This window comes from Actinoplanes sp. NPDC051475, from assembly GCF_040689425.1.
Classification (GTDB): Bacteria; Actinomycetota; Actinomycetes; order Mycobacteriales; family Micromonosporaceae; genus Actinoplanes.
Map to the genome: position 1 here is coordinate 57,460 of NZ_JBFAZZ010000004.1, position 24,724 is coordinate 82,183.

A 24,724-nucleotide genomic window follows, 5' to 3' on the forward strand; every position below is an offset into this window, starting at 1 on the left:
GCTCACCCGGTGAGGGCGGTACGCACGACGATGACTCGGGGCGTACCGTCCTCGTCGGTGAAGGCGCGCGCGAGGTAGAGCCAGTCGCCCTGCACCGCGACCGCGTCGGCGTGACCGGCCACCGTGGACAGCGAGCCGTCCGGGCGTACGCGAAGCACTTCGGTGTCGCTGCGCCGCTGCGCCTTGGACCGCTCGAGGAGTTCGCGTTGAGTGTCGTCGACGTCACCGGTCCACGCGAACGAGTCCGGCAACCAGTGGGACTCCGGGCGCACGCTGGTCACGTAGAGGTTACCCAGCGCGTCGGTCATCAGGCTGGCGTTGCTCTGCCCGGTGCGGACGCTACCCGTGCCGGCCAGGTTCACACGCGCCTTCACCGCCGGGCCCCGAACCGCGAAGGGCTCGTCGGGCGCCGCCTCGTCCTCGTCGGCCGCGCCGCCGGTGTTGCCGATCACCTCGTGCGCCGAGCCGTCCGGGCGTACGGCGACGACACTGCGGTGGCCGGCACCGGCGTACAGGGTGCCGTCCGGAGCGATCGCCAGTGGATCGTTGAGCCCGTTCTCGACCGCGATCTGTCGTGCGGGCGTACCGTCGGGAAACCCCGTGCTGATCCGCGCCGCGCGCCACTGCCGTTCCGTCAGACCCATCAGGTCCCGCCCGAGCGCGGTCTTCATCTTCCCGTTCTCCACGGTACGCACGAGCTGGTGGGTAACGGGTTCGATGCGCTCCTCAGCGAAGTACAGGCGGCCGTCCGCCGTCGCAGTGACACCGTGCAGGTACCGCACGTAGGCGCCGTCGACCGGCGTCCCGTCCGCTGCGGGCTTCCGGTCGCCGCGGTACGTGTCCCGGTCGATGCCTACATTCCGCGCTACCGAGCCGTCGGCCTTGATCTGCCACACCCCGCCGTCTCCGTTCCAGAGAGCGACATAGAGGGCATCCCCGGGACCGGCGGCGGCCTGGCTGATGTAGTCGGCTTTGAGGTCGGGGACCTTGACTCGGCTGAGCTGCGCGTCCTTGACAGTCCACTGGGTGAGGGCGGCCTTGTCCTCGGTCAGTACCCGCAGTGTTCCGTCGCGCCCGGCGACCATGTCGACGAGCCGGCCGCCGATGAAGGCGTTGGCTGCGGGGCCGCCGTCGTTCTCTCCGCCGCCGGCGACCACTTCGATCTTCTGGGCGCGGGCGGTTCCGGGGTCGCATCCGGCCCCGGTCAGTGCCAGGCACGCAGCAGTGACCGCAGCGATGATTCCCCGTGTTCTCACGGCAGGAATGGTAGGGGTACGCGGCTATCCGGTGCCCACGAGCCGGACCGCCGGGTCCCGCCCGCCGGCCGGGCCGTTGGCGGACCGCGCCATGCCACTCGACCCCCGGTGCCCGGCCACGCGGTTGCGCATTGCACGGTTGGCCGGGCCGCCTGGTTGGCAGGGCCGCGCGGGATGGCGCAAGACCGCGCGGTTGGCGCGGTCGGCGCGGTCCGCGCCGTGGCGCGGTGGCGCGGGTGGCGCGGTGGCGCGGGTGGCGCGGTGGCGCGGGTGGCGCGGTGGCGCGGGTGGCGCGGTGGCGCGGGTGGCGCGGTCCGATGACGGCTCGGGAATGCCGCCCAATGATGTGCGCGGTTGCGCCGCCACACCGACCCGAGGCCGCCAAACCGGGTCACGCCGGGCACCGTCGCTAGCACCGGGCATCGGGCACCGTCGCTAGGCACCGGGCATTGGACGCCGGGCACAGGACCGGGCCGGACCAGGATCCACAGCACGACGGGGGCGCCCGACCGACGCCCGGCGGGAGTCCGAGCGGCTGGGTTAGCGGGGCAGTTCCTTGGCGATCACCTTGGAGAGCTCCCGGAACGCCTTGCCGCGGTGGCTGATGGCGTCTTTCTCCGCCGGTGTCAGCTCCGCGTTCGTCCGGTCCTGGCCGTCGCCGAGGAAGATCGGGTCGTAGCCGAAGCCCCCCGTGCCACGGCGGGCGCGCAGGATGCGGCCCGTTTGGCGGCCTTCGACGAGGTGTTCGCGGCCGTTGGGGAGCACGAGCGCCGCTGCGCAGACGAAGGCGCCGGTTCGGTGCTCGTCGGGGACGTCGCCGATCTGGGCGAGGACGAGGTCGAGGTTGGCCTGGTCGTCTCCGTGAGCGCCGGACCAGCGGGCGCTGAAGACGCCAGGCATCCCGTTGAGGGCGTCGACCGCGAGGCCCGAGTCGTCGGCGACCGTGGGCAGGCCGGTGCGGGAGGCGCCCTCGCGGGCCTTGATGAGGGCGTTCTCGCCGAAGGTCAGGCCGGTCTCGGGCACGTCCGGGTAGCCGGGGAAGTCGCCGAGGCCGACGAGCTCGACGCCGCCGGTGCCGAGCGCGGTGTCGAGGATGCGCTGGAGTTCGACGAGCTTCTTCTTGTTTCCGGTGGCCAGGAGCAGGCGCGCGGTCACGACGCGAGGGCCTTCTGCTGGGCGGCGGCCAGCTCGGCGCATCCGAGCACGCCGAGGTCCAGCAGGGCGTCGAGCTGGTCGCGGCGGAACACGTTGGCCTCACCGGTGCCTTGAACCTCGACGAAGTCGCCGTCGCCGGTGCACACCACGTTCATGTCGACCTCGGCCGCGACGTCTTCCTCGTACATGAGGTCGAGACGGGGTTCGCCGGCGATGATGCCGACGCTGACCGCCTGGATGGATCGGTGCAGCACCGCGGCCGGCTTGCCGGCGAGGGCCTTGCGGTCGGCGAGCCAGGTCACCGCGTCGTGGAGCGCGACGTAGGCGCCGGTGATGGCGGCGGTGCGGGTGCCGCCGTCGGCCTGGAGCACGTCGCAGTCGAGGACGATGGAGTTCTCTCCGAGGGCCTTGAGGTCGATGCAGGCGCGCAGGCTGCGCCCGATCAGCCTGGAGATCTCCTGGGTGCGGCCGCCGACCTTGCCCTTGACGCTCTCGCGGTCGCCGCGGGTGTTGGTGGCGCGGGGCAGCATCGCGTATTCCGCGGTCAGCCAGCCCAGGCCGGAGCCCTTGCGCCAGCGCGGCACGCCCTCGGTCACGCTTGCGGTGCAGAGCACCCGGGTGTTGCCGAACTCGACGAGCACCGATCCCTCGGGATGGATGCTCCACCGGCGGTTCAGGGTCACGGGACGAAGCTGGTCCGGCGCTCGGCCGTCGGGACGTGCCATGGCCAAGAGCCTAGGCGGACCGTGACCGCTTCGTGCCGCGGGGTGCCGCGGCTGTGGACAACTCCGTGTTGTGGATTACTCAGAGGCGGTCGGCGGCCCAGACGGTCGATGCCGCCGCCACGGCCGGGACGGCCGGGCGCAACGCCCCCGCGCTGGGCTGGGTCACCACCGTCGGGGGCCGCAGCGCCGGCTGGGCGCCATGCGCCCGGAGGAAACCCTCCACCGCCTGCGGCCAGCCGAACAGCTCGGCCCGGGCACGTGCGGCGGCTCGGCGTTCGTGCTCGGGCCGCTCCATGATTTTCCGTACGCCCTCAGCAAACGCCTCCGCCGTGCCGGGCACGGCGATCCCGGCCTCGCCCACGACCTCGGGCAGCGCACTGGCAGCGTTCGCCACCACGGGAGTCCCGCAGGCCAGTGCCTCGAGCGCGGCGAGCCCGAACGTCTCGACCGGCCCGGGTGCGACGGCCACGTCGGCGCTCGCCAGCAGCGCAGCGACGTCGTCACGTTCGGTGATGTGCCCCGCGAAACGGACCGGCAGGCGCGCCGCCCGATAGGCGAGGGCCGCCCGCCGTGCCCCGTCGCCGGCCATCACCAGCACGGCGGGCGCCTTGGCGGCACGCAGCGCGGCGACGGTGTCAACGGCGAGCTCGGGGCGCTTGTCGGCGGAGAGCCGGCTGCAGAAGACCATCAGCAGCTCGTCGGGGCGGGCGTACCGGTCGCGGACGGCCGGATCGCGACGGCTCGGGTGGAACTGGCGCAGATTGACCCCGAGCGGGATCTCGACCAAATTGGGCACGCCGAGGCGGCGGAATTCCGCGGCCGCGAATGCGGTGGTGCAGACGATCTGGTCGAAGGTCTCCGCCGTACGCCGGTTGAGCCGGTCGGCGAGGGAGTCGCGGTGCGGCATGCCCCAGACACCCAGCAGGCCGGCGAGGCTCTCGTGGGACACCATCATCGATCCCACGCCGCGCTCGCGGGCCCAGCGGCCGGTCCAGCGCAGGGTGGAGCGGTCGGAGACCTCGAGGCGGTCCGGGGCCAGCTCGTTCAGCAGGCGGGTCAGTTCCCGGCGCCCGGCGAGGACCCGGTAGCCGCCGGTGCGCGGCAGGTGATAGCCCGGCAGCGTGATCACGCGGCCCTGCTCGGTCATCTCGTCGGAGCGCTCGCGGCCCGGGACGATGAGGATCGGCTCGTGGCCCGCCCGCAGGTAGCCCTCGCCGAGGTGGCGCAGGGCGGTCCGCAGGCCGCCGGAACGGGGTGAGACGAAGTTCGCCAGCCGGACGATGCGCAGTCCACGCCCGCCCATTGATCCACCGGTCATGCTGAGTCCGCTTGGCATGCCCTCCTGGCCCTCACCGGAACGGCCGTTGCTCGCCGGCGGAAAGCGCAGTTCGGTGCAGTCGGTCATGCAGGGCCTTCCAAGGTCACAATCGATTCCGATGGTGCGCTCGTGCCGTCCCCTCGGCAAGTTCAAAGATCGTAGCGGGCACCCGGGCGGACCACCTCCACCGGACCCGCGTACGCGGCGCACGCGGCTTCCACAGTAGAGGCTTCCGAGCCCCATGCGGTCACGAGATGCGTCAGCAGCAACCGGCCCACGTCGGCCTTGGTGGCGGCCTCCCCGGCCTCGCCGCCGGTCAGGTGCAGGTCGGGCGGGTTGGCCACACCGTCGAGGTAGCTCGCTTCACAGAGGAACAGGTCGGCACCCTGGGCCAGGCGCAGCAGCGGCTCGCAGGGGGCGGTGTCCGAGGAGTACGCGAGGACGCTGCCGCCGTGCTCCACCCGTACCCCATAGGTTTCGATCGGATGGTTGACCCGATCGGCCGTGACCGTGAACGGACCGATGGGGAACGTCCCGGGTTGCAGGGCGTAGAAGGTGTAGACGTCGTCCACGGGCTCGTTCTCGGAGCTGTAAGCGGCCGAGATGCGTTCCGCGGCGCCGAGGGGCGCGTAGACCGGCAGCGGGGGCATCGGCCCGCCGGGGGCGTAGCGACGGACCACCACGTAGGTGCAGGCGTCCAGCATGTGGTCACAGTGCAGGTGGGTGAGCAGGATTGCATCCACGGCATCGATGCCGGCGTAGCGCTGCAACGCGGACAGCGATCCGGAGCCGAAGTCGATCAGCAGCCGGAAGCCGTCGGCCTCCACGAGATAGGCGGAACAGGCCGACTCGGGGCCGGGAAAACTGCCGGCGCAGCCGAGAACGGTCAGTCGCATGTGGGTCCCTCTGGTTCACGCTCGGTCGTCCACGACTCCGCTGCCCGGTCTCGAATGTTAAAGACTGAAAGCTAAAGCCCATCGGCAGAGAATGCAGACCAGTCAATCACGCTGCGCAGCCTACGCCGGGACCAGTGCGTCACGTAAACGTCTGATCGATTTGTCGCTAAATCGACAACGTATGTCACACCCGTCGTGAGCTGGGTCATTTTCTCCCGCGTTACGCCTTGTGAGTCGCGCCAGTTGCACTCGGTGAAGGGACATCCGGGGCAATGCGGAGGGGTACGACGACGTGACGACAACGGACGTAGAGCAGGCGGGCCACACAAGCGAGGTTACGGCGCCGGATGTCGTTCCCTTCGGCTGGGAGCCGACCCGGACGGCGGCCCCGCGAGACCCGGAGGACGAGGTCCTGTTCCGCTTTCCGGCGGCCGACGACCCGACGCCCGGGACCCGCCGCCTGCTCGGCATGTCGCTCTACGCGTCGTTCCTGGGCCTGGCCGGCGTCGGGGTCGGGGTGCGCGGACTCGTGTCGCAGATCGGCGGCGGGGTCCCCGGCTGGTACACGTGGGTGCTGGCGTTCCTGGGCATGGTGAGCGTGGCGCTGGCCGTGGGCGCGTTCCTGTCGATCCACCGCCGGGTCCTACCGCTGGCCCTGCTGACCGCCGCCGCCGTGCCGCTGACCGCCGACATCATGCTGGCGGTGGCCTTCTAAGGCCAGGCAGGTGAGCACCGTCGTGGAGGCGGAGCGGTTCACGGCCGTGAGTGGCCCAGGACGAAGCCGGTGTCGATCGGCGTACCGGCGAGAACGGTGCACCCGACCTCGAGGACCATGTCGGTCGTGCCGCCTGGCGGCCATTGCAGGGTGCAGGTGGCCGCGCGCGTACCGAGCGGGGTGAGCTGAAAGTCCTTCGCATCCGTCGGTCCGCCTACGGCACCGAAGGTCACGCTGTAGCGGCCCACCCCGACCTGTCGGACCGAGTTGCCTGCACCGGTGCTGTTGTAGGCGTTGCTCGAGCCGTCCGGTCGGCGTACGAGCCACGCCGCAGTGGCGTCCCGGCGGGCGTAGTTGAGGCGGCCGTCGCGGGTGTAGGCCAGCGAGAACTGTCCGTCGGCCCGCTCGCCGGTCGGGGCGAAACAGCGAACGTCCACCTCCTCGGCGTCCGAGCCACTCTGGAAGTCGCCGACCTGGCAGTACGCCTTCGGCGGCGGCCCGGGCGGCTGGTTGACGAGCCACACGGCCCCCGACCGTGTGGAAGGTTGCTGGTCCTGCATCCCGGCGAAGCGAACGACGTAGTGGCCGACGCCCTCGGTCCGCATCGAAACGCCGCCGCCGCGGGAGCTGACGCTGTAGCCGTCCATGGGCGCGTACGGGACGACCTCCACGTTGCTCATCATCGCCGCGTACACGTAGGGACCGGACCGCGCGGGCCGCGGCCGCGCGGCCGTCGACATGAACGGCGTTGCCGCGGATCCTTTCGAGGTGGACGACGTGGCCGCGGAGGCCCCCGACGCCGCCGTGGGCGAGCCGGGGGCCGTGACGACGCTCGACGGGGCCGTGGACGTCGCGATGCCCACCAGCGGCGCGACGCTCGGAACCGGGCCGGCGGCCGTTGAGTGGTGCGTCGGTGCACCGAGGGCGGCGTATGCGACGACGCCGGCCGTCGCTGTCGCGGCGACCGCTGCCTTCCAGCCGTAATGGAGCGCGCGCACCGGTGTCGCCGCCCCCGGGGACGGGGCGAGCCACCCGGTGGCCGGGGCGGCCGGGGCGCTGTGCAGTGGGATGCCGGAATGTTCCGCGATCAGCTGCAGCGCCTCTGTGCGCTCGGTGAGCGTCGGAGGGAACTGCAGCAGGCCGGCACGGCACCGGCGGCACCGCCTCGCGTGGTCCTCGACCGCGTCCATGAGCTTGTCCGGCAGCGGTCGGCTCGTGGCGCTCCCCAGGAGCTCGTCGAGGTCACGGCAGCCGGCCCGGCGGGCGACGAGGCAGGCGGCGGCCAGTGGGCCGCGCAACTTCGCCCGGGCGCGTGACAGGCAGACATACACCGAACCCTGGCTGACGGGGTGCGGGCCGCGGTGGGACAGTTCCATCGCCAGCTCCATGCCTTCCAGCCCGGTCTCCACGCTCACCAGGAGCGCTCGCCGCTCGGTGCCGGTAAGCCGCCGCAGCGCGCGGACTGTCAGTCGGTCAAGGTGCTCCCGATCGACCGCGCGCTCCTCGGCGCTTGCCTCCCGAATCGGTCCCGGGTCCGCGGCGTCGTCCTCGGGCAGGGGAACGCGCCGGTTGGCGACGTCCGTCTCCCGCTTTGACGCGGCGCGGGCCTCTCTGACGAAAATCGCGCAGAACCACTGGTCGAAGCTGGCGGGTTTCTCGAGCTTGGGCAGGCACCGCATCGCCTTGATCGCCGCCTCGGACCAGGCCACGTCGAGGAACTCCGGCTTGCGCACCTTCGACCGGCCGATCGCGTACGCCTTGTCCCGCAGGGCTTCGTCGATCAGCTCGGCCCAGACGGCGTGGTGCTCGGCGCTGCCCGGGGCGGCGACGAGCGCTCGTCCGACGAATGCGGGCAGCCGCTGCTGCCGATCATCGGTCCTGTCGGACATGTGGGTCTCCGTTTCCTCGACCGGGCCCGCGGTGGGCCCTATGGACAACGAGGGCGGGGAGGCCGATTTCCTTACTGCCCCATCGCGTGACTGGATGTGATCGACGTCACAGCTCCGGACTGAAAGGTCTACGGGGCGTCGGCCCCTCGTTCTGGTTGCCGGCGATCAGCCGGCGTCCAGGAACAGTTGGAGGAACCGTGCGAACGACAACGATGGTGGGCCGAACGCTGCGGTGGTTCGGCGTCGTGCTCATGGCGACGGGAGTGCTGCTGCCCGTCGCCTCGCCCGCCCACGCCGAAGCACCGGCCCGGGAGGTGATGTTCTGGGAGAGCCCGGGGTTCGCCGACGACGGCGTGCGGTTGGGCCCGGCACCCGCCCAGTACGACCTGCGCGGCGTGACCCGCGACTGCTGGCCCGTCTGCCTGGCGGACTGGAACAACGTGCCCGCGTCCCTACAGGTGGGTAGCTGGATGGTGCTGACGGTGTGGGACGGCGAGCTGTATACGGGAGCCTGCGCGAACTTCGACGGCGGCGCCGATGGCCACGCTGTGCGGGACCTCGCGGATGTCTCGGCCGGGCTGCCCGCCGGTGAACACTGGCGGGGGCGGATCTCGTCGATCCGGTTGACCCCGTACGGCAGCGCGTCGCCACTGTGCCAGTGGGCCCAGAACCCGGTGGGTGACGGCAGCTTCGAAGGCGCACCCGGTGCCGGGATTGCCTCCCCATGGGCAACGGAAGGGCCTGGCTGGAAGGGCATCGACCGCACCCCGGGCGCGGCGCACGACAGTCGCGCCCTGGCGTTCATCAACACCGACAGCACGCGGTGGAACGCCTTGACGCAGGCCGTCAGTCTGCCGCCGCACCAGACCTACAAGCTCCGCGCCTGGGTCCGCACGTCCGGAACCTACGATGCGGGCTTCTTCGGAATCCGTCGAGCCGATGGGACGGTGCTGCAGGAGCTGCGGTTCGGGGCGACCGATGGCAAGTACCGGCTGCTCACCGTCTCCTTCAATTCCGAGAACGCAAAGAACTTCAAGGTCTTCGTCGGCTACTGGGGCCCCGGCCGCGGGTCCTGGCTCCAGGCGGACAACGTGTTCGTCGAGGCGGCGTTCTAGGCCCAGAGCTGCCCGTCGAGGGCGTCTTCCGCCTCGGCCAGCGTGCCGCCGTAGGCGCCGGTGGAGAGGTACTTCCAGCCGGCGTCGCAGACGACGAACGCCACGTCGGCCCGCTTGCCCTCGCGGACGGCCTCGTGCGCCACGGCGAGCGCGGCGTGCAGGATCGCGCCGCTGGAGAAGCCGGCGAAGATGCCCTCGACCTCGACGAGCTGCCGGGTCCTCAGCACCGCGTCGCGGGTGCCGACCGAGAACCTGCGGCTCAGCACCGAGGCGTCGTAGAGCTCCGGCACGTAGCCCTCGTCGATGTTGCGCAGGCCGTACACCAGCTCGCCGTAGCGGGGCTCGGCCGCGACGATCTGGATGCCGTCGACCTTCTCCCGCAGGTAGCGGCCGGTGCCCATGAGCGTGCCCGTGGTGCCCAGGCCCGCCACGAAGTGGGTGATCGTGGGCAGGTCGTGCAGCAGCTCGGGGCCCGTCGTCTCGTAGTGCGCGCGGGCGTTGGCGGAGTTGCCGTACTGGAACAGCATCACCCAGTCGGGGTGCTCCGAGGAGATCTGCTTGGCGACCGCCACCGCCTGGTTGGACCCGCCCGCGGCCGGCGAGAAGATGATCTCCGCGCCGTACATGCGGAGGAGCTGGACGCGCTCGGAGGAGACGTTCTCGGGCATCACGCAGACCAGGCGGTAGCCGCGCATCTTGGCGACCATGGCCAGGGAGATGCCGGTGTTGCCGCTGGTCGGCTCGAGGATGGTGTCGCCGGGGCGGAGGCGGCCGGACTCCTCCGCCTCGCGCACCATGAACAGCGCCGGCCGGTCCTTGATGCTGCCGGTCGGGTTGCGGTCCTCGAGCTTGGCCCAGAGCCGCACCGGCGGTGCCCCGTCGGGCACCGTCGGTGAGAGCCGGGGCAGGCCGACGAGCGGCGTGCCCCCGCAGGCGTCCAGGAGGCTCTCGTAGCGAGCCATGACGCCTACTTACGCAGCAGCGCGGCCGCCGCGGCGAAGCCGAGCGCACCGCCGGCCACGGCCGGGAGGATGGTCACGGAGTCGCCGTCGTTGAGCTTGGCGTCGAGCGCGCCGAGGAAGCGGACGTCCTCGTCGTTGACGTAGATGTTGACGAACCGGTGCAGGCCGCCATCGGGGGTGATGAGCCGCCCCTTGAAGCCGGAGTGCTTGGCGTCCAGGTCGTCGATCAGGCCGGACAGCGTGTCGCCGGAGCCCTCGACGACCTTCGAGCCGCCGGTGTAGCTGCGCAGGATGGTCGGAACGCGAACTTCGATAGCCATGGTGGAAATGCTCCTAGCAGGAAGAGTGTGTCGAGAGATGTTCAGGACGGGTCGGGAGTCGTCGCTCAGCGACACTCGTAATAGACCGACGCCGGGCTCTGCCCGAACATGTACGACTGGACGGCGAACCCGCCCGCACTCATACTCACGCGTCCACCGTCGCATCCACGATGTTGACCTCTTCCTCGGTCACCACACCGTCCACGATACGGAATGAGCGGATCTCCTCGGAGTCCGGCTCACGGGTTGAGACGAGCAGGTAATGGGCCCCCGGTTCGCCGGCGAACGAGATGTCCGTGCGCGACGGGTAGGCCTCGGTCGCGGTGTGCGAGTGGTAGATCACGACGGGTTCCTCGTCGTGGTCGTCCATCTCCCGCCATACCCGCAGCTGCTCCATCGAGTCGAACTCGTAGAACGTCATCGACCGCGCCGCGTTGTCCATGGCGATGTGCCGCGTCGGCAGGTCGCTGCCGAGCGGGCCGGCGACGACGCCACAGGCCTCGTCGGGGTGATCCCGGCGGGCGTGGGCGACGATCGCTTCGATGATCGCGCTGTCGATGGTCAGCACGTCGTTCACATTACCGTGGCGCCGGCGCGAAGCGGGCGTGGCAGTGCTCACCCCGGGTACATCCTCCGCATGAGGCAGCGAACCATAGGAGATGTCCAGGTGGGCGCCATCGGGCTCGGCGGCATGCCGATGTCCATCGAGGGGCGCCCCGACAGCGAGCGCTCGGTCCGGACGATCCACGCCGCCCTCGAGGCGGGCGTGACGCTGATCGACACGGCCGACGCGTACCACTTGCACGCGAACGAGGTCGGGCACAACGAGGCCCTGATCGCCCAGGCCCTGGCGAGCTGGGGCGGGGACGCCTCCGGGGTGCTCGTCGCCACCAAGGGCGACCACCTGCGACCCGGCGACGGCTCCTGGACGCTGGACGGCTCCCCCGCGCACCTGCGGGAGGCCGTCGAGGCGTCGCTCAAGCGGCTGGGTGTGGAGGCGATCGGCCTCTACCAGTTCCACCGGCCCGACCCCGGGGTCCCGTACGAGGACTCGATCGGCGCGCTGAGGGACCTCCTCGACGCCGGCAAGATCCGGATGGCCGGCATCTCGAATGCCGACGTCGTGCAGATCCGGCAGGCCCGGGAGATCCTCAGCGGCCGGCTGGTCTCCGTACAGAATCAGTTCTCGCCGGCGTTCCGTTCCTCCGAGCCGGAGCTGAGGCTCTGCGACGAGCTCGGGCTGGCGTTCCTGCCCTGGTCGCCGCTGGGAGGCATCAGCCGCGCCGGCGAGCTGGGTGACCGTTTCGCCCCGTTCGCACGGGTCGCCGAGGCGCACGGGGTGAGCCCGCAGCGGGTGACGCTGGCCTGGATGCTGGCGAAGAGCCCGGTGGTGATCCCGATCCCGGGCGCCAGCCGCCCGGAGTCGATCACCGACTCCGCCCAGGCCCCGGACCTGACGCTCGACGATGCCGAGCTGCGCGAGCTGGATGCGGCCTAGACCTCAGGGAGCGCGTTGAGCAGCGATTCCTGGAGATAGCCCAGGTACGCGTACACGGAGAGCTGGAACACCCGGCTCGAGCCCGGGTCGTGGATGACCGCCTCGTCGAGCTCCTCGCCGAGGTCGGTGTCGGCCTCGATCTCGAGCCGGGTGGCCATCGCCAGCCGGGCGTCGTTGATCGCCCGCAGCCAGGCCTCGGCCTCCTCGCCGTCGAGCCTTACCTCGCCCGGGCCGTCGTCCGGCAGGGCCGCGAGGATGGCACCGGCCTGATCGATCTTCCCCGTCTTGAGATCGCCCTCGGTGTAGAGGCGGAACTCGGCGGAGTCGTCGGGCCGGTCCGGGTAGATGTCCGGGAAGAGCCGGGACACGACCGGGTCGGTGTGGTCGAAGCCGTCCATCATCAGCCCCACGACCTCGCCGGCCACCTTGCGGAGCACCCGCACCTCGTCCACGGCGAAGGAGGCCACGCACAGGTTGCCGTTGCGCCGGAACATCAGTCGATCACCCGCCCAGTATCGGTCCTCACGCCCGGTCCACCGTCGCCCACAGACCGTAGCCGTGCAGCTGGGAGGCGTCCATCTCCATACGCTCCCGCGCGCCGGTCGACACGACCGCCTTGCCCTTGTTGTGGACATCCATCATGAGCTCCTCGGCCTTCTCATGGCTGTAGCCGAAGAGCTTCTGGAAGACCCAGGTCACGTACGACATCAGATTGACCGGATCGTCCCAGACGATGGTCACCCACGGCCGGTCATGAGCCGGTACCTCCTCGATCTGCGGCGTCTCGACGGGAGCGACCTGAGGCAACGCCATGCCCCCCATCGTGCCACGCCGTCCGGGACGAAGGCTCGACCGCCGAGGAACGACGCGGCGGGGCGCGGTTCCTCGCGTACGGGAGCGGCAGGCGCCCGGGCCCGCCCCGCCAGGCAGGGCCCGGGCACGTCGCGCCGGCACCGCCGAACGGTAAACGGCCGGGGCGTCCCGGGACAGACACCGCATTACTCACCGCTTGACCGGGGGATACTCATTCTGGGACAGGGCACGGGCAGCGACGAGACCATGACAGACCTCGATATGCTTACTCGGTGGAGCACTGGGCATTCGTGGGCCGTGCCGACGAATTGGCCCGCCTCCGGACAGTTGCCACGAACGAGTCCGAACACGGCCTGATCCTCAGTGGTGCGGCCGGCATCGGGAAGAGCCGGCTGCTGCACGAGTCGGTGGCGGTGCTGCCGGACGACGCCTGGGCGGTGCACCGAGCCTCGGCCAACATCGCCAGCTCCGGCCTCCCGTTCGGCGGGCTCGCGCAGATCCTGCCCGCCGACCCGCCCGCCGGCGTCTCCCCCGCCGGGCTGCTGCGCTGGACTGCCGACGGCCTGCGCGCCCAGGCCGGGGACCGCCCGATCGTGCTCGCGGTCGACGACGCCCACCTCCTGGACCCGCCGTCGGCGGCCCTGGTGCACCTGCTGGTCCGCGAGGAGGCGACGCTGCTCGCCACGCTGCGGACGTCCGAGCCGGTGCCGACACCGATCGCCGCACTGTGGACCGAGGGCCTGGTCGAACACGCCGAGCTGGCACCGCTGAGCGCCGACGACTCCCGCGCGCTGCTCGCCACCCTGGTCGGCGGGCCGGTCGAGGCCGGATCCGCGCAACGGATCGCCCGCCTGGGCGGCGGCAACCCGCTCCTGCTGCGCGAGCTGGTGATGGCCGCGGTCCGGGGCGGTGAGCTGACCCAGGCCCACGGTTTCTGGCGCTGGAACGGCCGCCTCGCGCTGGCGCCCAGCCTGGCCGAGCTGGTGGACGCCCGGGTCGGCAGCCTGACCGCCGGCGTACGCGACGTGCTCGAACTCGTGTCCTTCGGCGAGCCGGTCGGGTTGTCGCTGCTGTTACGCGCCGCCGACCCGGCCGACGTGGAGACCGCCGAGGAGCGCGGGCTGATCCGGGTCGTGGGTGACGAGCGCCGCCGCGACGTCCGGCTGGCCCATCCGCTGTACGGCGAGGTGGTGCGGCGGCGATGCCCGGTCACCCGGTCACGCCGCCTGCTGGCCACGCTCGCCGACCTGGTGGCGGAGGCCGGTGCGCGGCGGCGCGACGATCTGCTGCGGGTCGCGGTCTGGCGCCTCGACTCCGGCACGGCGCAGGACGGCACGCTGCTGCTCGACGCGGCGGCGCAGGCCTTCGCCCGGTTCGACATGGACCTGACCCGCCGGCTGGCATCGGCCGCCCGTGACGCCGGCGCCGGCTACCCGGCCGCGGAGCTGCTGGCCACCGCGCTGCTCTTCGCCGACGAGCCGGAGGCGGCCCTGACGGTGCTGGACGCGGCGCCGAACCACGGCACGCGCCGGATCACCGCCCGCGCGACGGTGGAGTTCTTCGGCCTCGGCAGAACCGAGGCGGCCGAGACGCTCGCCGCGGTGCGACCCGCCGACCCGGCCGAGACGGCCCGCGTACGGGCGGTCGAGGCGTTCCTGAGCCTCCAGGTCGGCGCCGTGGAGCGCGCCCATGAGCTGGCGGTCGGCGTCGTGCACGCGCCCGCGGCGACCACCCCCGCCCGCGGGCTGGCGAGATGCGTGCTGGCCTTCCTGGCAGCGCTGGGCGGCGACCCGGACGGCGCCCGCGCACTGCTCAAGGCCGCCGGCGCCGACCGGGAGGCCTGGCGGCGGGACCTACCGACCCTGCAGTACGCACTCCAGATGGCCGAGGGCACGCTGGTCACCGTCTCGCTGGACCTGCCGGGGATCGACGACATCCTGACCGCGGAGTTCGCCGACCTGGCGCAGTCCGGCGGCTTCGGCTTCGGCTCGGGCTGGGTGTCGCTGCTCCAGTCCCGGGCGGCGTGGCTGCGCGGGCGCACCGACGAGGCGCTGCGGGCCGTCGACCAGGCCTGCGCGGCCCTCGCCATGGTCCGCGTCTACGACGGCAGCGCCCACTTCGCCCGCGCCACGATTGCGGCCATGCGCGGCGATTACGCTCTGGCGCGGTCGTCGCTGGAGATCGCGGAGGCCGCGGCCGGCCACGCCACCGGGCTCTACTACGCGTGGCGGCAGCAGTCGCGCGCCTGGACCAGTGCCTGCGCGGGGGACGTCGCCACCGCCGTACAGGTGCTGCACGATGCCGCGGCCCGGCTGCGGGCCGACGGCTTCCATGCGGTGGAGCTGCTCGTCCTCTACGACCTCGTCCGCCTGGGCCGGCCGGACCTCGCCGCCGGGCGGATGACGAAGCTGGCCGAGACCGTCGGCGGGCGCGCCACCCCGCTCCTGGTACGCCACGCCGTCGCCGACGCGGACGGCGAGGCCCATCTCACCATCGCCCGGGAGCTCTCCGGCCTGGGCTACCAGGTCTTCGCGGCCGAGGCGGCGGCCGGCGCGGTCCGGATCTTCCGATCCGCCCGCGACCCCCGGGCGCTGGCGGCCAGCACCCTGCTCGCCGACGTGCTGGCCCGGTGCGACGCCCTCCGGACGCCCGCCCTCCGCTCGGTGCAGCCGACGCTCACCGTCCGCGAACGACAGGTGGCCGAACTGGCGGCGGACGGCGTGCGCAGCCGCGAGATCGCCGACCGCCTGTTCCTGTCACCACGTACCGTCGAAAACCACTTACAGCGCGTCTACACAAAGCTGGGGGTGAACGGGCGCAACGAGCTTGCGCCCGCGCTCCGGCTCCTTCCGCAATAGGGTGGGACCGTGATTGCTGAGTTTTCGCCGGCGCTGATGACCGACCATTACGAACTGACGATGGTCAGTGCGGCCCTCAGGGACGGGACGGCGCATCGCCGCAGCGTCTTCGAGGTGTTCGCCCGGCGCCTGCCGAGCGGCCGTCGCTACGGCGTCGCCGCCGGCCAGGGCCGGCTGATCGAGCTGGTCCGCGAATTCCGCTTCACCGAGGAGGACATGACCTTCCTGCGGAAGGCGGGCATCGTCGACGAGACCACGGCGGCCTGGCTCGCGGACTACCGATTCACGGGCGACATCGACGGGTACGCCGAGGGCGAGCTGTTCTTCCCCGGCTCCCCGATCCTCACCGTGACCGGCGGATTCGCCGAATGCGTGGTGCTGGAGACGCTCATCCTGTCGGTGCTCAACCACGACAGCGCCATCGCCTCGGCGGCGGCCCGCATGGTCACCGCGGCCCGGGGCCGGCCGATCATCGAGATGGGCTCCCGGCGCACCCACGAACAGGCCGCGGTGGCGTCGGCGCGCGCGGCGTACCTCGCGGGTTTCGCCTCCACGTCCAACCTCGCGGCAGGCAGTCGCTACGGCATCCCGACCACGGGTACGTCCGCACACGCGTTCACGCTCCTGCACGACGACGAACCGGCCGCCTTCGCGTCGCAGGTCGCCGCGCTGGGCAAGAACACGACGCTGCTCGTGGACACGTACGACATCGCCCAGGGCATCCGCAACGCCATCGCGGTGGCCGGCCCGGACCTGCGAGCCGTCCGCATCGACTCGGGCGACCTCTCGGTCCTGGCCCAGCACTCCCGCGAACTCCTCGACTCCCTCGGCGCCACCGAAACGAAGATCATCGTCTCGGGCGACATGGACGAATACGCAATCGCCACCCTCGCCGCCGAACCGGTCGACATGTACGGCGCGGGCACGGCCGTGGTCACCGGCTCGGGGGCACCGACGGCCGGGCTCGTCTACAAGCTCGTCGAGGTGGAGGGCCGGCCGGTGGTCAAGCGCTCGGAGAACAAGGCCACGGTGGGCGGCCGCAAGACCGCGATCCGCCGTCACAAACCGACGGGTACGGCCACCGAAGAGATAGTCGTCTCCCAGGGCGTCCCGGACCACCAGGCGAACGACCGGCTGCTGCAGCGGTCCTTCGTGGCCGACGGCGAGATCATGGAGACTTCGGCGCTTGCGGAGTCGCGGGAGCATCTGCGGCAGTGCCTGATCTCGATCCCGTGGGAGGGGCTCAAGCTGTCCGCGGGGGACCCGGCCATCCCGGTCACGGTGGTCCCGACCACCTGAGGTACGCCCGCCGACCCACCCGGGCCGGCCGTGTGCCGGACCACCCCGCCGCCCGGCCGGCCGCCTTCCGCCGTTGACCTCATCCCGGCGCTCGCGCCGGTCGACCCGACCTTGGAGGACGCCGTGTCCCGAGCCCTGATCATCGTCGACGTCCAGAACGACTTCTGCGAGGGCGGTTCCCTCGCCGTCCAGGGCGGCGCCGGCGTGGCCGCAGCGATCTCGTCGGCACTCGCCGGGTCCACCGGCCGCTGGGACCACATCGTGGCGACCAAGGACTACCACGTCGACCCGGGGGCGCACTTCAGCACGCACCCCGACTTCGTCGACTCCTGGCCCGCCCACTGCGTAGTGGGAACCGCCGGCTCCGAGTTCCACCCGTCCCTGGTCACGGAGCGGGTGGAGGCGGTCTTCCACAAGGGCGAGCGCGCGGCGGCGTACTCGGGGTTCGAGGGCCACACGCAAACCGGTGAGGGCCTGGCGGACTGGCTGCGCGCCCGCGAGGTGACCGAGGTCGACGTGGTGGGGATCGCGACGGACCATTGCGTACGGGCGACCGCGCTGGACGCCAAGGCGGCGGGATTCGCGACGACGGTCCTCCTGGAACTGACCGCGGGGGTCGCAGAGGCCACGACGACGGCGGCCCTCAGCCAGTTCGAGGAGGCGGCGGTGGCGACGACGGGCCAGCCGATCGTCACCCCGGCCACCTGACGCCTCCAGCGCATCACCCACGGCATCGCAGGCCGCCCTGCCGCCTGCGCGTTTCACTTCGCTACGCCGCAGGCCGAGCCCCATGCCGCCGGCAGGACTGTCTGACGTCGCCGCGCCCTCAGCAGCGTCCAGCCTGCCGCTGGCCTGGTGCGACTCTGCCGCCTGGCTATCTCCGCGGGTTTGGGGTTCTGTCCCGCGAATGGTGATCGATGCTCGTCATGATCGATCGTTGGGCGACGGTGTGATGAGTTCATAGGCAGACTGCTGCCACACCTTGACGGCGTAGAGATCAGCGAGATCGCCGAAGCCCGCGATGGCTTCGTCCTTTATGCCGCGGCTCGCGGCGTCGAGTTAGGGCGGTTCGAACAGTGCTTTCGCTCGCGGGCTTGCTGCCACGTGAGGCACGATCAAGATCGTGGAGACGACCCCGGCCCAGTTGCTGCGCAAAGCGCACGCGACCTCCGACATCGACGAGCTGATCGACATCGGGTGCGACCTCGCGGACAGCGACGAGGCTGACGGCGCGGAGTACTGCTTCCGGCGAGCATCGGATCTGGGCGATGCCGGCGCCGCCTTCAACCTCGGCAACACCCTGGCCGGGCAGAAACGCTTGCATGAAGCAGTAGACGCCTACGAGCTTGCCCTCGAGCGCGGCGAAACCGATGCGTGGCTGAACCTGGGCATGGTGCTGCACGAACTCGGCGACCTGGCCGGCGAGATGCGCGCCTACGAGCAGGCCGAGCGGGCCGGGGACAACGGCGGCGCACTGATGCTGGCCTTCGCCCTGCGGGAGCAGGGCGAGCGCCACGCGGCCCTCGATGCAGTCGAACGCGCCAGTGCCGCGGGCAACGAGCGGGCTGCAGCGGTGCTGGCCTGCTGGCGGTGGGACGAGAGCCTCGACCCCTCCCTCGAGCCGGCCCTGCGCGCCGGAGCGGAGCTGTACCCCTCGGCCCGCGCGGACCTCGGTAGCCTGCTGGTGAGCACGGGGCGGGTCGAAGAGGGCCGCCTGGTGTTCCTGCGTGGCATGGAGTTGGGCGAGACCGAAAGCATGGTTCCGCTGGGGAACCTCTACGCCGATGTCCTCGGGGACGACGTCGCTGCGGAAGCTGCCTACCGCGCCGGCGCTGAGCTTGGCGATACGCACGCGCATCACAACCTCGCGGTCCTGCTCGAGCGCCACGGCGACCTGGTCGGTGCCGAGCGACACTTCCGCCAGGCCGCGGAGGGCGGGGACACGCTGGCCGCAGCGGCGTTGCGAGACCTGCTCGAGGACTGAGCGCGCGGTTCTGCTTCGCGGCCTAACGATCAATCACGATAACCATCGATCACGCTTCGCGGGACAGAACCCACAACTCGCGAGCAGAGCCAGCCCCCGGGAGGGATCTCGCCCGCCGGCGTGGAGGACGCGCCTCACGACGTCGCGGTCATCGGGCCGGTGTCGGGGCGTCGTCGGGCGACGGAAACTCGGCGGCCGGACCGCCGTAGCCGTTCTGCCACGCCCCCGCCTCGGCACCGATCTGGCCGGCCCCGACCACGCCGACGCCCGCACTCTCCGGCCCACGCCCCGCCGTCTCGGCACTCGCACCGACCGGCTGGCTCTCCGGCACCTCGGCGCCCTGGCCCGCAGCTCCAGAACGCACCGAAGCGGTCGCCCTCTCTTCGCGGCGGCGGCGGAGTTCGGGGGGTAGGACCAGGACTGCCACCGCCAGCCCGACGCCGCCGACCGCTGCGAAGCCCCACGCCGGCGACGTCGCGTCCATCACCACGCCGGCCAGCGGCGCACCCAGCGCGACGCCGACGGTCAGGGAGGAGTTGTGCCAGCCCATCGCCTCGCCGCGGGCGGCGGCGGGGGTGAGGCGGCTCACCGCGTCGGCCGTTGCCGTGATCGTCGGGGCGCACAGGGCTCCCGCGGGCAGCAACAGCAGGCCGAGCAGCCACCAGTGGCCGCCCGCGAGCCCCACCGGGATCGTCAGCAGGGCCATCGGCGCGAACAACATCAGGGGCGGGAAGCCCTGCTTGGCCATTCCGTACGTGAATCCGCCCAGCAACGAGTAGGCGGCCCACATGGCCAGCACCGCCCCGGTCCACTCGACCTCGCCGGAGCGCTGAAGCACGGCCACCACCGCGACGTCCGTGCCGCTGAGCACGAGGGTGGCGGCGCTGCTGATGGCCAGGACCGCGATCAGCCGGGGGCGCAGCCAGGTGCTGCGGGGTGCTCGTTCGCCGGCCGAGATCGGTGCCTCGTGCTTGCCTCGGATCGGCGGGTTCAGCAGGTAGAGGCCGATGCCGGAGAGCAGGATGCCGCCGCCGACCGCGAACATCGCCACGCGGGCGCCGGCGGTCGTGGAGATCAGCACGCCCAGCGCGGGCCCGGTCATGAACGACAGCTCGGTGGTGATGGAGTCGAGGGCGAAGGCGGGCAGGCGGTGGGACTCGGGGGCGAGGGCCGCGATCGTCTGCCGGGCCACCGCGAACGCGGGCAGCGTCAGGAATCCGCCGATGAGCGCGGCGACGAGCAGCGCCCAGTACGGCATGGCCTGCGCCGCCGACCAGAACGTCACCTCGGCGGCGGTGGTGAGCACCAGCACGGGCCGCAGCCCCCGGCGATCGGTGATCCGCCCGATGACCGGAGCGCCCAGCGAGCTGCCGATGGTGAACGCGGCGCCGATCAGCCCCGCGGCGCCGTACCCGAGGTGCAGGTCCTGGGTGACGTGCAGGGTGAGCGTGACCGCGCCGGCGGTGATCGGGATCCGGGCCAGGGTCGCCACGATGAGCAGCGACGGGATCCCGCGCAGGGCGAGCGTCTCGCGGTAAGGCGTGAGTGTCATTGCGGTCCTAACCTCCGCCCGACAGTCTCCGCCAGGGGTACGACATTCCCAACGGATTTGACCGAGCTCACTCTCGGCCGCCGGCGGTCCGGGAGACGCCGCCGGGGACGGGTCGGCGGTGCCGGGAACGAAGAAGCCCGCCCCGGTGCGACACCGGGGCGGGCTGCTCGTCGTTGCGGTCGGGCTACTTGCGGTCGCTCAGGTCTTCCTTGTACGTCGCGCCGCCGTCGGACTCGCCCGTCAGGGGGCGGGCGCCGCCCTCCGGGGGGCCGGCGATGGACAGCTCGCCCGCGGCCAGCTCCGGGTACTTCGCGTCGAAGGCCGGGCGCTCCGAGCGGATGCGCGGCATGCGGTCGAAGTTGCGCAGCGGCGGCGGGGACGAGGTCGCCCACTCCAGGGAGTTGCCCGCGCCCCAGGGGTCGTCGACCGTGACGAGCTGGCCCACCTTGTACGACTTCCAGACGTTGTAGAGGAACGGCAGGGTCGAGGCGCCCAGGACGAAGGAGCCGAGCGTGGAGAAGGTGTTGAGGAAGGTGAAGCCGTCGGTGTCCAGGTAGTCGGCGTAGCGGCGGGGCATGCCCTCGGCGCCGAGCCAGTGCTGCACCAGGAACGTGGCGTGGAAGCCGATGAACGTCAGCCAGAAATGGACCTTGCCGAGGCGGTCGTCGAGCATCCGGCCGAACATCTTGGGGAACCAGAAGTAGATCCCGGAGAAGACCGCGAACACGATCGTGCCGAACAGCACGTAGTGGAAGTGCGCGATGACGAAGTACGAGTCCGAGACGTGGAAGTCGATCGGCGGGGCCGCCAGCAGCACGCCGGAGAGGCCGCCGAAGAGGAACGTGACCAGGAAGCCGATCGCGAACATCATCGGTGTCTCGAAGCTGATCTGGCCGCGCCACATCGTGCCGATCCAGACGAAGAACTTCATGCCGGTCGGCACCGCGATGAGGAAGCTCAGGAAGCTGAAGAACGGCAGCAGCACCTGGCCGGTAACGAACATGTGGTGCGCCCACACGCTCATGGACAGCGCCGCGATCAGCAGGGTCGCGCCGACCAGTCCCTTGTAGCCGAAGACCGGCTTGCGGCTGAAGACGGGGATGACCTCGGTGATGATGCCGAAGAACGGCAGCGCGATGATGTAGACCTCGGGGTGGCCGAAGAACCAGAAGAGGTGCTGCCACAGCATCGGGCCGCCGGTGTCGACGTCGAAGACGTGGGCACCGATCACGCGGTCGGCGGCGAGGGCGAAGAGCGCGGCGGCCAGGAACGGGAAGACCATGATCACCAGCAGGCTGGTGACCAGGATGTTCCAGGTCATGATCGGCATCCGGAACATCGTCATGCCGGGCGCGCGCAGCGTGATGATCGTCGTGATGATGTTGACGCCACCGAGGATCGTGCCCAGACCCGACAACGCCAGGCCGACCACCCACATGTTGCCGCCGATGCCCGGCGAGTGCAGCGAGTTGCTCAGCGGCGTATACGCGAACCAGCCGAAGTCGGCGGCGCCACCCGGCGTCACGAACCCGGCGATGGTGATCGTGCCGCCGAACAGGTAGAGCCAGTATGCGAAGGCGTTGAGCCGCGGGAACGACACGTCCGGCGCGCCGATCTGGATGGGCACCACGAAGTTCGCGAAGGCGAACACGATCGGCGTCGCGAAGAACAGCAGCATGATCGTGCCGTGCATCGTGAACAGCTGGTTGTACTGCTCCGGCGACAGCAGCTGCATGCCCGGCCGGGCCAGCTCGGTGCGCATGAGCAGGGCCATGAAGCCGCCCAGGATGTAGAACACGAAGGCGGTGATCATGTACATGATCCCGATCTGCTTCGCGTCCGTCGTCCGCAGGATCCGTGCGAGGGCCGAGCCCTTGACCTGCTGCCTGACCGGCCATGGCCGGGTCACGATCGGCTTAGGCGCAACGGTCGTCACGGATAGCCTCCGGTGTCTCGTTCGTCCCACTGCGTACACCCGAAGTGAAAGGCGTACCTCGCAGGCAGAATAGTCCCCCGCCGACCCCCGGCGGGCGCGGGGTGACCAAAGACCACCCAGGTCTCAGAACGGCTCCACGAGCGCTCGGTAGTGGTCCGTGAAGATCCGCTGGCCCCGCCTGCGCAGCATAGGGTCGCGCTCCGCCGGCGGCACGTCCCGGGTCCGGTCGCGCTCACGGGTCCGCTCCCGGACCTGGTCACAGCGTTCCCTGCGGCGCCGCTCGTATGTGCGCAGCGCCGCCCGGACATCCCCGCCGGAAGCCTTGAGCACCTCCCCGAGCACCACCGCGTCCTCGAGGGCCATCGCGGCACCCTGGGCGAGGCTGGGGGTGGTGGCGTGGGCAGCATCACCGACGAGCAGCACCGGCCCCGCGACCCAGCTGTCGATCGCCACCTCGTCGGTGCGCGCCACCTGAACCTTCTCCACCGCGTCCAGGATCGCCGGGACGCACCCGCCGAAGTCGCCGAACAGCTCGCGCAGCCGCGCCTGCGGGTCGGCCGGGCCGGGGGTGTCGGATCCGGCGGTCTCATCGGCGTAGATGTAGAGCCGCCGCCCGCCCATGGGCATGGCCACGAACTGGGCGCGATGACCGAGCAGAGCCGTCCAGTCGCTCAGCGCGGGCCCTCCGCTGACCACGCTGCGGTAGACGATCTGGCCGGTCGGGACGGCCGGGCCGCCGAGGCCGGCCTTCTCCCGGATCATGGAGCGCCGCCCGTCGGCGCCGACCACGAGGTCGTACTCCGCGACGCCGCCGTCGGCGAACTCGACCTTGGCGGCGCCGTCGATGAGGTCGAGGTCGCGGACGGCGGTGTCGTAGCGCACCTCGCCGCCGACGCCGGTGAGCAGCACCTGCTGCAGGTCGGCGCGGGACAGCGCCCGGGACTCGCCCACGCCGGCCCACAGCGCGGCCACGTCCAGCTCGAACAGCTCGTGGCCGGTGCTGTCCTGGAAGACCTGCCGGAAGATGAGATCGCCCAGGGGGCGCAGCGGGGCGTCGAGGCCGAGCAGGCGCATCGCCCGCGAGGCGTTGCCCGGCAGGTAGATGCCGGCACCGGGAACCATCGTGGCGGGCAGCTCCTCCACCACGTCCGGCCGGAAGCCCGCGATCCGCAGCCCCCGGGCCGCCGCGAGGCCGCTGATGCCGGCGCCCACGACCAGGATGCGCAAGGTCATCGCAGCAACGCCTCCGAGGGGTGGTCGATACGCGTCGGAGCCAAGACACTACCGGGCGCCACCGAACCAGGCCACCCAGGAAAATGATCACGTCCGATTTGTTCAAGACGAGCGCCGTGGACGGCTCGTAGCGTCGTGGTCATGGCACCTACCTTCGCTGCGATCGGCCTTGCAGTGGCCGACATGGAAAAGTCATTGGCGTTCTACCGCGTGCTGGGCCTCGACATCCCGGCCGGCTCCGCGGAAGCGCCGCACGCCGAGGCGACGCTGCCCGGCGGCATCCGGCTCATGTGGGACACCTACGAGACCATCCGCTCCTTCCACCCCGGCTTCTCCCCCGCCGCCGGGGATGGCCGGGTCAGCCTCGCCTTCGCCTGCGATGACCCGGCCGACGTGGACCACACGCACGCTGCCCTGGTCGCCGCCGGCTACCAGTCCCACCTGGAGCCCTGGGACGCCCACTGGGGACAGCGTTACGGCGTCGTGCTCGATCCTGACGGCAACAACGTGGATCTCTTCGCGCCACTTCCTACGTGATCAGCTCCCGGAGGGGCACGCCGGCCAGGGCCTTCACGTCCCGCGACAGGTGGGCCTGATCGGCGTAGCCCGCCGCCACCGACACGTCGGCGAACGGGTGGCCACGCCGCGCGAGGCTCACCGCCGTCTGGAGCCGGAAGATGCGGGCCAGTGTCTTGGGCCCGTACCCGAAAGCGGTCCGGCATCGTCGCTGCAGATGTCGCGGGCTGAGGCCGCACTGCTCGGCGATCGCGCCGACCGGCACGCCGGCTCGCGCTTCCTCGGCGACCGCGACCATCGCCCGGTCCGGGGTCTGCCATCGGCGCCGGGCGAACGCCTCCAGCGCCGGGATTGGGTCGTCGGCCCCGGCGAGCCGGCGCGCCTCGGCGGGAGGGAGCAGGTCGTCGAGGGGCACGCGGCGGTCGGTCAGCTCGTCGGCCGGGACACCGAGCACGGAGGCGCCGACGCCGTCGGCGAAGCGCAGGGCGAACAGCGTGCTGCCGAACGGCGCCCCGACGACCTGTGCGGTCGTGTCCGGGCCGGCGATGAAGACGCTGCCGTCCTGCCAGATCACGTCCAGACAGCCGTCGGGCAGGACCCGCGTGGGCGGGCGGCCGGGCGGGACGACGCTGCGCCACGCGACGACGTGCGGCAGCTTCGATGCCCATTCGGCGTACATGGGTT

At 71.3% G+C, this 24,724-nt stretch carries 22 protein-coding genes and 1 pseudogene; 8 read left to right on the forward strand and 15 right to left on the reverse strand.

Going from position 1 to position 24,724, the window contains the following annotated elements; genetic code table 11:
• Window positions 1–2 precede the first annotated feature (2 nt).
• The 5 genes from AB0368_RS09760 to AB0368_RS09780 all read right to left on the reverse strand — a co-directional run bounded on the left by AB0368_RS09760 (window position 3) and on the right by AB0368_RS09780 (window position 5,350).
• On the reverse strand, window positions 3–1,256 hold the full coding sequence (locus tag AB0368_RS09760; RefSeq protein ID WP_366153402.1) for a hypothetical protein: 1,254 nt from the start codon (window positions 1,254–1,256) through the stop codon (window positions 3–5).
• 540 nt (window positions 1,257–1,796) lie between these two features.
• The gene (rdgB, locus tag AB0368_RS09765; RefSeq protein ID WP_366153403.1) at window positions 1,797–2,411 is read right to left on the reverse strand and encodes an RdgB/HAM1 family non-canonical purine NTP pyrophosphatase; all 615 of its coding nucleotides are present in this window, start codon (window positions 2,409–2,411) and stop codon (window positions 1,797–1,799) included.
• Complete coding sequence (gene rph, locus AB0368_RS09770) at window positions 2,408–3,136, reverse strand: ribonuclease PH (RefSeq protein ID WP_366153404.1); 729 nt, start codon at window positions 3,134–3,136, stop codon at window positions 2,408–2,410. The genes rdgB and rph overlap by 4 nt, the downstream gene beginning before the upstream one ends.
• A 79-nt stretch (window positions 3,137–3,215) precedes the next feature.
• Window positions 3,216–4,439, reverse strand: a complete 1,224-nt coding sequence (locus AB0368_RS09775; RefSeq protein WP_366153763.1) for a glycosyltransferase — start codon at window positions 4,437–4,439, stop codon at window positions 3,216–3,218.
• 164 nt (window positions 4,440–4,603) lie between these two features.
• The gene (locus AB0368_RS09780; RefSeq protein ID WP_366153405.1) at window positions 4,604–5,350 is read right to left on the reverse strand and encodes an MBL fold metallo-hydrolase; all 747 of its coding nucleotides are present in this window, start codon (window positions 5,348–5,350) and stop codon (window positions 4,604–4,606) included.
• A 292-nt stretch (window positions 5,351–5,642) separates the two neighbouring features.
• On the opposite strand from AB0368_RS09780, the gene AB0368_RS09785 reads away from it, so the two are divergent.
• Entirely contained in the window at window positions 5,643–6,065 is a 423-nt protein-coding gene (locus AB0368_RS09785; RefSeq protein WP_366153406.1) for a hypothetical protein, read from the forward strand.
• 38 nt (window positions 6,066–6,103) lie between these two features.
• On the opposite strand, the gene AB0368_RS09790 is transcribed toward AB0368_RS09785, so the two are convergent.
• Entirely contained in the window at window positions 6,104–7,954 is a 1,851-nt protein-coding gene (locus AB0368_RS09790) for a sigma-70 family RNA polymerase sigma factor (RefSeq protein ID WP_366153407.1), read from the reverse strand.
• 263 nt (window positions 7,955–8,217) lie between these two features.
• Here AB0368_RS09790 and AB0368_RS09795 point away from each other — a divergent pair, with 263 nt between their 5' ends.
• Window positions 8,218–9,069, forward strand: a complete 852-nt coding sequence (locus tag AB0368_RS09795) for a hypothetical protein (protein WP_366153408.1) — start codon at window positions 8,218–8,220, stop codon at window positions 9,067–9,069.
• On the opposite strand, the gene AB0368_RS09800 is transcribed toward AB0368_RS09795, so the two are convergent.
• From AB0368_RS09800 to AB0368_RS09810, 3 genes and pseudogenes are all read right to left on the reverse strand, one after another.
• A complete protein-coding gene (locus tag AB0368_RS09800; RefSeq protein WP_366153409.1) occupies window positions 9,066–10,031 on the reverse strand; it encodes a cysteine synthase in 966 nt (321 codons plus the stop codon). The two genes, AB0368_RS09795 and AB0368_RS09800, sit on opposite strands and share 4 nt — an antisense overlap.
• Window positions 10,032–10,036: 5 nt before the next feature.
• Entirely contained in the window at window positions 10,037–10,351 is a 315-nt protein-coding gene (locus AB0368_RS09805; RefSeq protein WP_366153410.1) for a MoaD family protein, read from the reverse strand.
• Window positions 10,352–10,416: 65 nt separating this feature from the next.
• Window positions 10,417–10,919, reverse strand: a pseudogene (locus AB0368_RS09810) (M67 family metallopeptidase).
• A 99-nt stretch (window positions 10,920–11,018) separates the two neighbouring features.
• Here AB0368_RS09810 and AB0368_RS09815 point away from each other — a divergent pair.
• Window positions 11,019–11,849 (forward strand): aldo/keto reductase, encoded by an 831-nt coding sequence (locus tag AB0368_RS09815; RefSeq protein WP_366153411.1) that lies wholly within the window; start codon window positions 11,019–11,021, stop codon window positions 11,847–11,849.
• On the opposite strand, the gene AB0368_RS09820 is transcribed toward AB0368_RS09815, so the two are convergent.
• The gene (locus AB0368_RS09820; protein ID WP_366153412.1) at window positions 11,846–12,343 is read right to left on the reverse strand and encodes a DUF2017 domain-containing protein; all 498 of its coding nucleotides are present in this window, start codon (window positions 12,341–12,343) and stop codon (window positions 11,846–11,848) included. The genes AB0368_RS09815 and AB0368_RS09820 overlap by 4 nt on opposite strands.
• 28 nt (window positions 12,344–12,371) lie before the next feature.
• Entirely contained in the window at window positions 12,372–12,662 is a 291-nt protein-coding gene (gene clpS / locus AB0368_RS09825) for an ATP-dependent Clp protease adapter ClpS (protein ID WP_366153413.1), read from the reverse strand.
• Between the two features lie 272 nt (window positions 12,663–12,934).
• On the opposite strand from clpS, the gene AB0368_RS09830 reads away from it, so the two are divergent.
• The 4 genes from AB0368_RS09830 (at window position 12,935) to AB0368_RS09845 (ending at window position 18,803) form a co-directional block, all read left to right on the forward strand.
• Entirely contained in the window at window positions 12,935–15,520 is a 2,586-nt protein-coding gene (locus AB0368_RS09830; RefSeq protein ID WP_366153414.1) for a LuxR C-terminal-related transcriptional regulator, read from the forward strand.
• 12 nt (window positions 15,521–15,532) lie between these two features.
• Complete coding sequence (locus AB0368_RS09835; protein ID WP_366153764.1) at window positions 15,533–16,819, forward strand: nicotinate phosphoribosyltransferase; 1,287 nt, start codon at window positions 15,533–15,535, stop codon at window positions 16,817–16,819.
• 123 nt (window positions 16,820–16,942) lie between these two features.
• Window positions 16,943–17,527, forward strand: a complete 585-nt coding sequence (locus AB0368_RS09840) for an isochorismatase family protein (RefSeq protein ID WP_366153415.1) — start codon at window positions 16,943–16,945, stop codon at window positions 17,525–17,527.
• Between the two features lie 415 nt (window positions 17,528–17,942).
• Entirely contained in the window at window positions 17,943–18,803 is an 861-nt protein-coding gene (locus tag AB0368_RS09845) for a tetratricopeptide repeat protein (protein WP_366153416.1), read from the forward strand.
• 148 nt (window positions 18,804–18,951) lie between these two features.
• Here the strand turns inward: AB0368_RS09845 and AB0368_RS09850 are convergent, their stop codons facing one another.
• The 3 genes from AB0368_RS09850 to AB0368_RS09860 form a co-directional block, all read right to left on the reverse strand.
• Window positions 18,952–20,355, reverse strand: coding sequence for an MFS transporter (locus AB0368_RS09850; RefSeq protein WP_366153417.1), 1,404 nt, complete (start codon window positions 20,353–20,355; stop codon window positions 18,952–18,954).
• Between the two features lie 184 nt (window positions 20,356–20,539).
• A complete protein-coding gene (gene ctaD, locus AB0368_RS09855; RefSeq protein ID WP_366153418.1) occupies window positions 20,540–22,291 on the reverse strand; it encodes a cytochrome c oxidase subunit I in 1,752 nt (583 codons plus the stop codon).
• Between the two features lie 123 nt (window positions 22,292–22,414).
• On the reverse strand, window positions 22,415–23,524 hold the full coding sequence (locus AB0368_RS09860) for an FAD-dependent monooxygenase (RefSeq protein WP_366153419.1): 1,110 nt from the start codon (window positions 23,522–23,524) through the stop codon (window positions 22,415–22,417).
• Window positions 23,525–23,665: 141 nt separating this feature from the next.
• Between AB0368_RS09860 and AB0368_RS09865 the strand changes: the two genes are divergently transcribed.
• Window positions 23,666–24,061 (forward strand): VOC family protein, encoded by a 396-nt coding sequence (locus AB0368_RS09865; protein WP_366153420.1) that lies wholly within the window; start codon window positions 23,666–23,668, stop codon window positions 24,059–24,061.
• Here AB0368_RS09865 and AB0368_RS09870 read toward each other — a convergent pair.
• Window positions 24,054–24,719 carry a helix-turn-helix transcriptional regulator gene (locus tag AB0368_RS09870; protein ID WP_366153421.1) on the reverse strand — a complete coding sequence of 222 codons (666 nt, stop codon included), beginning with the start codon at window positions 24,717–24,719 and terminating at the stop codon, window positions 24,054–24,056. The genes AB0368_RS09865 and AB0368_RS09870 overlap by 8 nt on opposite strands.
• Window positions 24,720–24,724 lie beyond the last annotated feature (5 nt).

Bases quoted from the DNA above. Each gene is read 5' to 3' on its own strand.
- AB0368_RS09775 (WP_366153763.1), bottom strand. From the start codon at position 4,439: ATGGGCGGGCGTGGACTGCGCATCGTCCGGCTGGCGAACTTCGTCTCA.
- AB0368_RS09865 (WP_366153420.1), top strand. From the start codon at position 23,666: ATGGCACCTACCTTCGCTGCGATCGGCCTTGCAGTGGCCGACATGGAA.
- AB0368_RS09850 (WP_366153417.1), bottom strand. From the start codon at position 20,355: ATGACACTCACGCCTTACCGCGAGACGCTCGCCCTGCGCGGGATCCCG.
- AB0368_RS09860 (WP_366153419.1), bottom strand. From the start codon at position 23,524: ATGACCTTGCGCATCCTGGTCGTGGGCGCCGGCATCAGCGGCCTCGCG.
- AB0368_RS09805 (WP_366153410.1), bottom strand. From the start codon at position 10,351: ATGGCTATCGAAGTTCGCGTTCCGACCATCCTGCGCAGCTACACCGGC.
- AB0368_RS09800 (WP_366153409.1), bottom strand. From the start codon at position 10,031: ATGGCTCGCTACGAGAGCCTCCTGGACGCCTGCGGGGGCACGCCGCTC.
- AB0368_RS09870 (WP_366153421.1), bottom strand. From the start codon at position 24,719: ATGTACGCCGAATGGGCATCGAAGCTGCCGCACGTCGTCGCGTGGCGC.
- AB0368_RS09820 (WP_366153412.1), bottom strand. From the start codon at position 12,343: ATGTTCCGGCGCAACGGCAACCTGTGCGTGGCCTCCTTCGCCGTGGAC.
- rph (WP_366153404.1), bottom strand. From the start codon at position 3,136: ATGGCACGTCCCGACGGCCGAGCGCCGGACCAGCTTCGTCCCGTGACC.
- AB0368_RS09780 (WP_366153405.1), bottom strand. From the start codon at position 5,350: ATGCGACTGACCGTTCTCGGCTGCGCCGGCAGTTTTCCCGGCCCCGAG.
- AB0368_RS09790 (WP_366153407.1), bottom strand. From the start codon at position 7,954: ATGTCCGACAGGACCGATGATCGGCAGCAGCGGCTGCCCGCATTCGTC.
- clpS (WP_366153413.1), bottom strand. From the start codon at position 12,662: ATGGCGTTGCCTCAGGTCGCTCCCGTCGAGACGCCGCAGATCGAGGAG.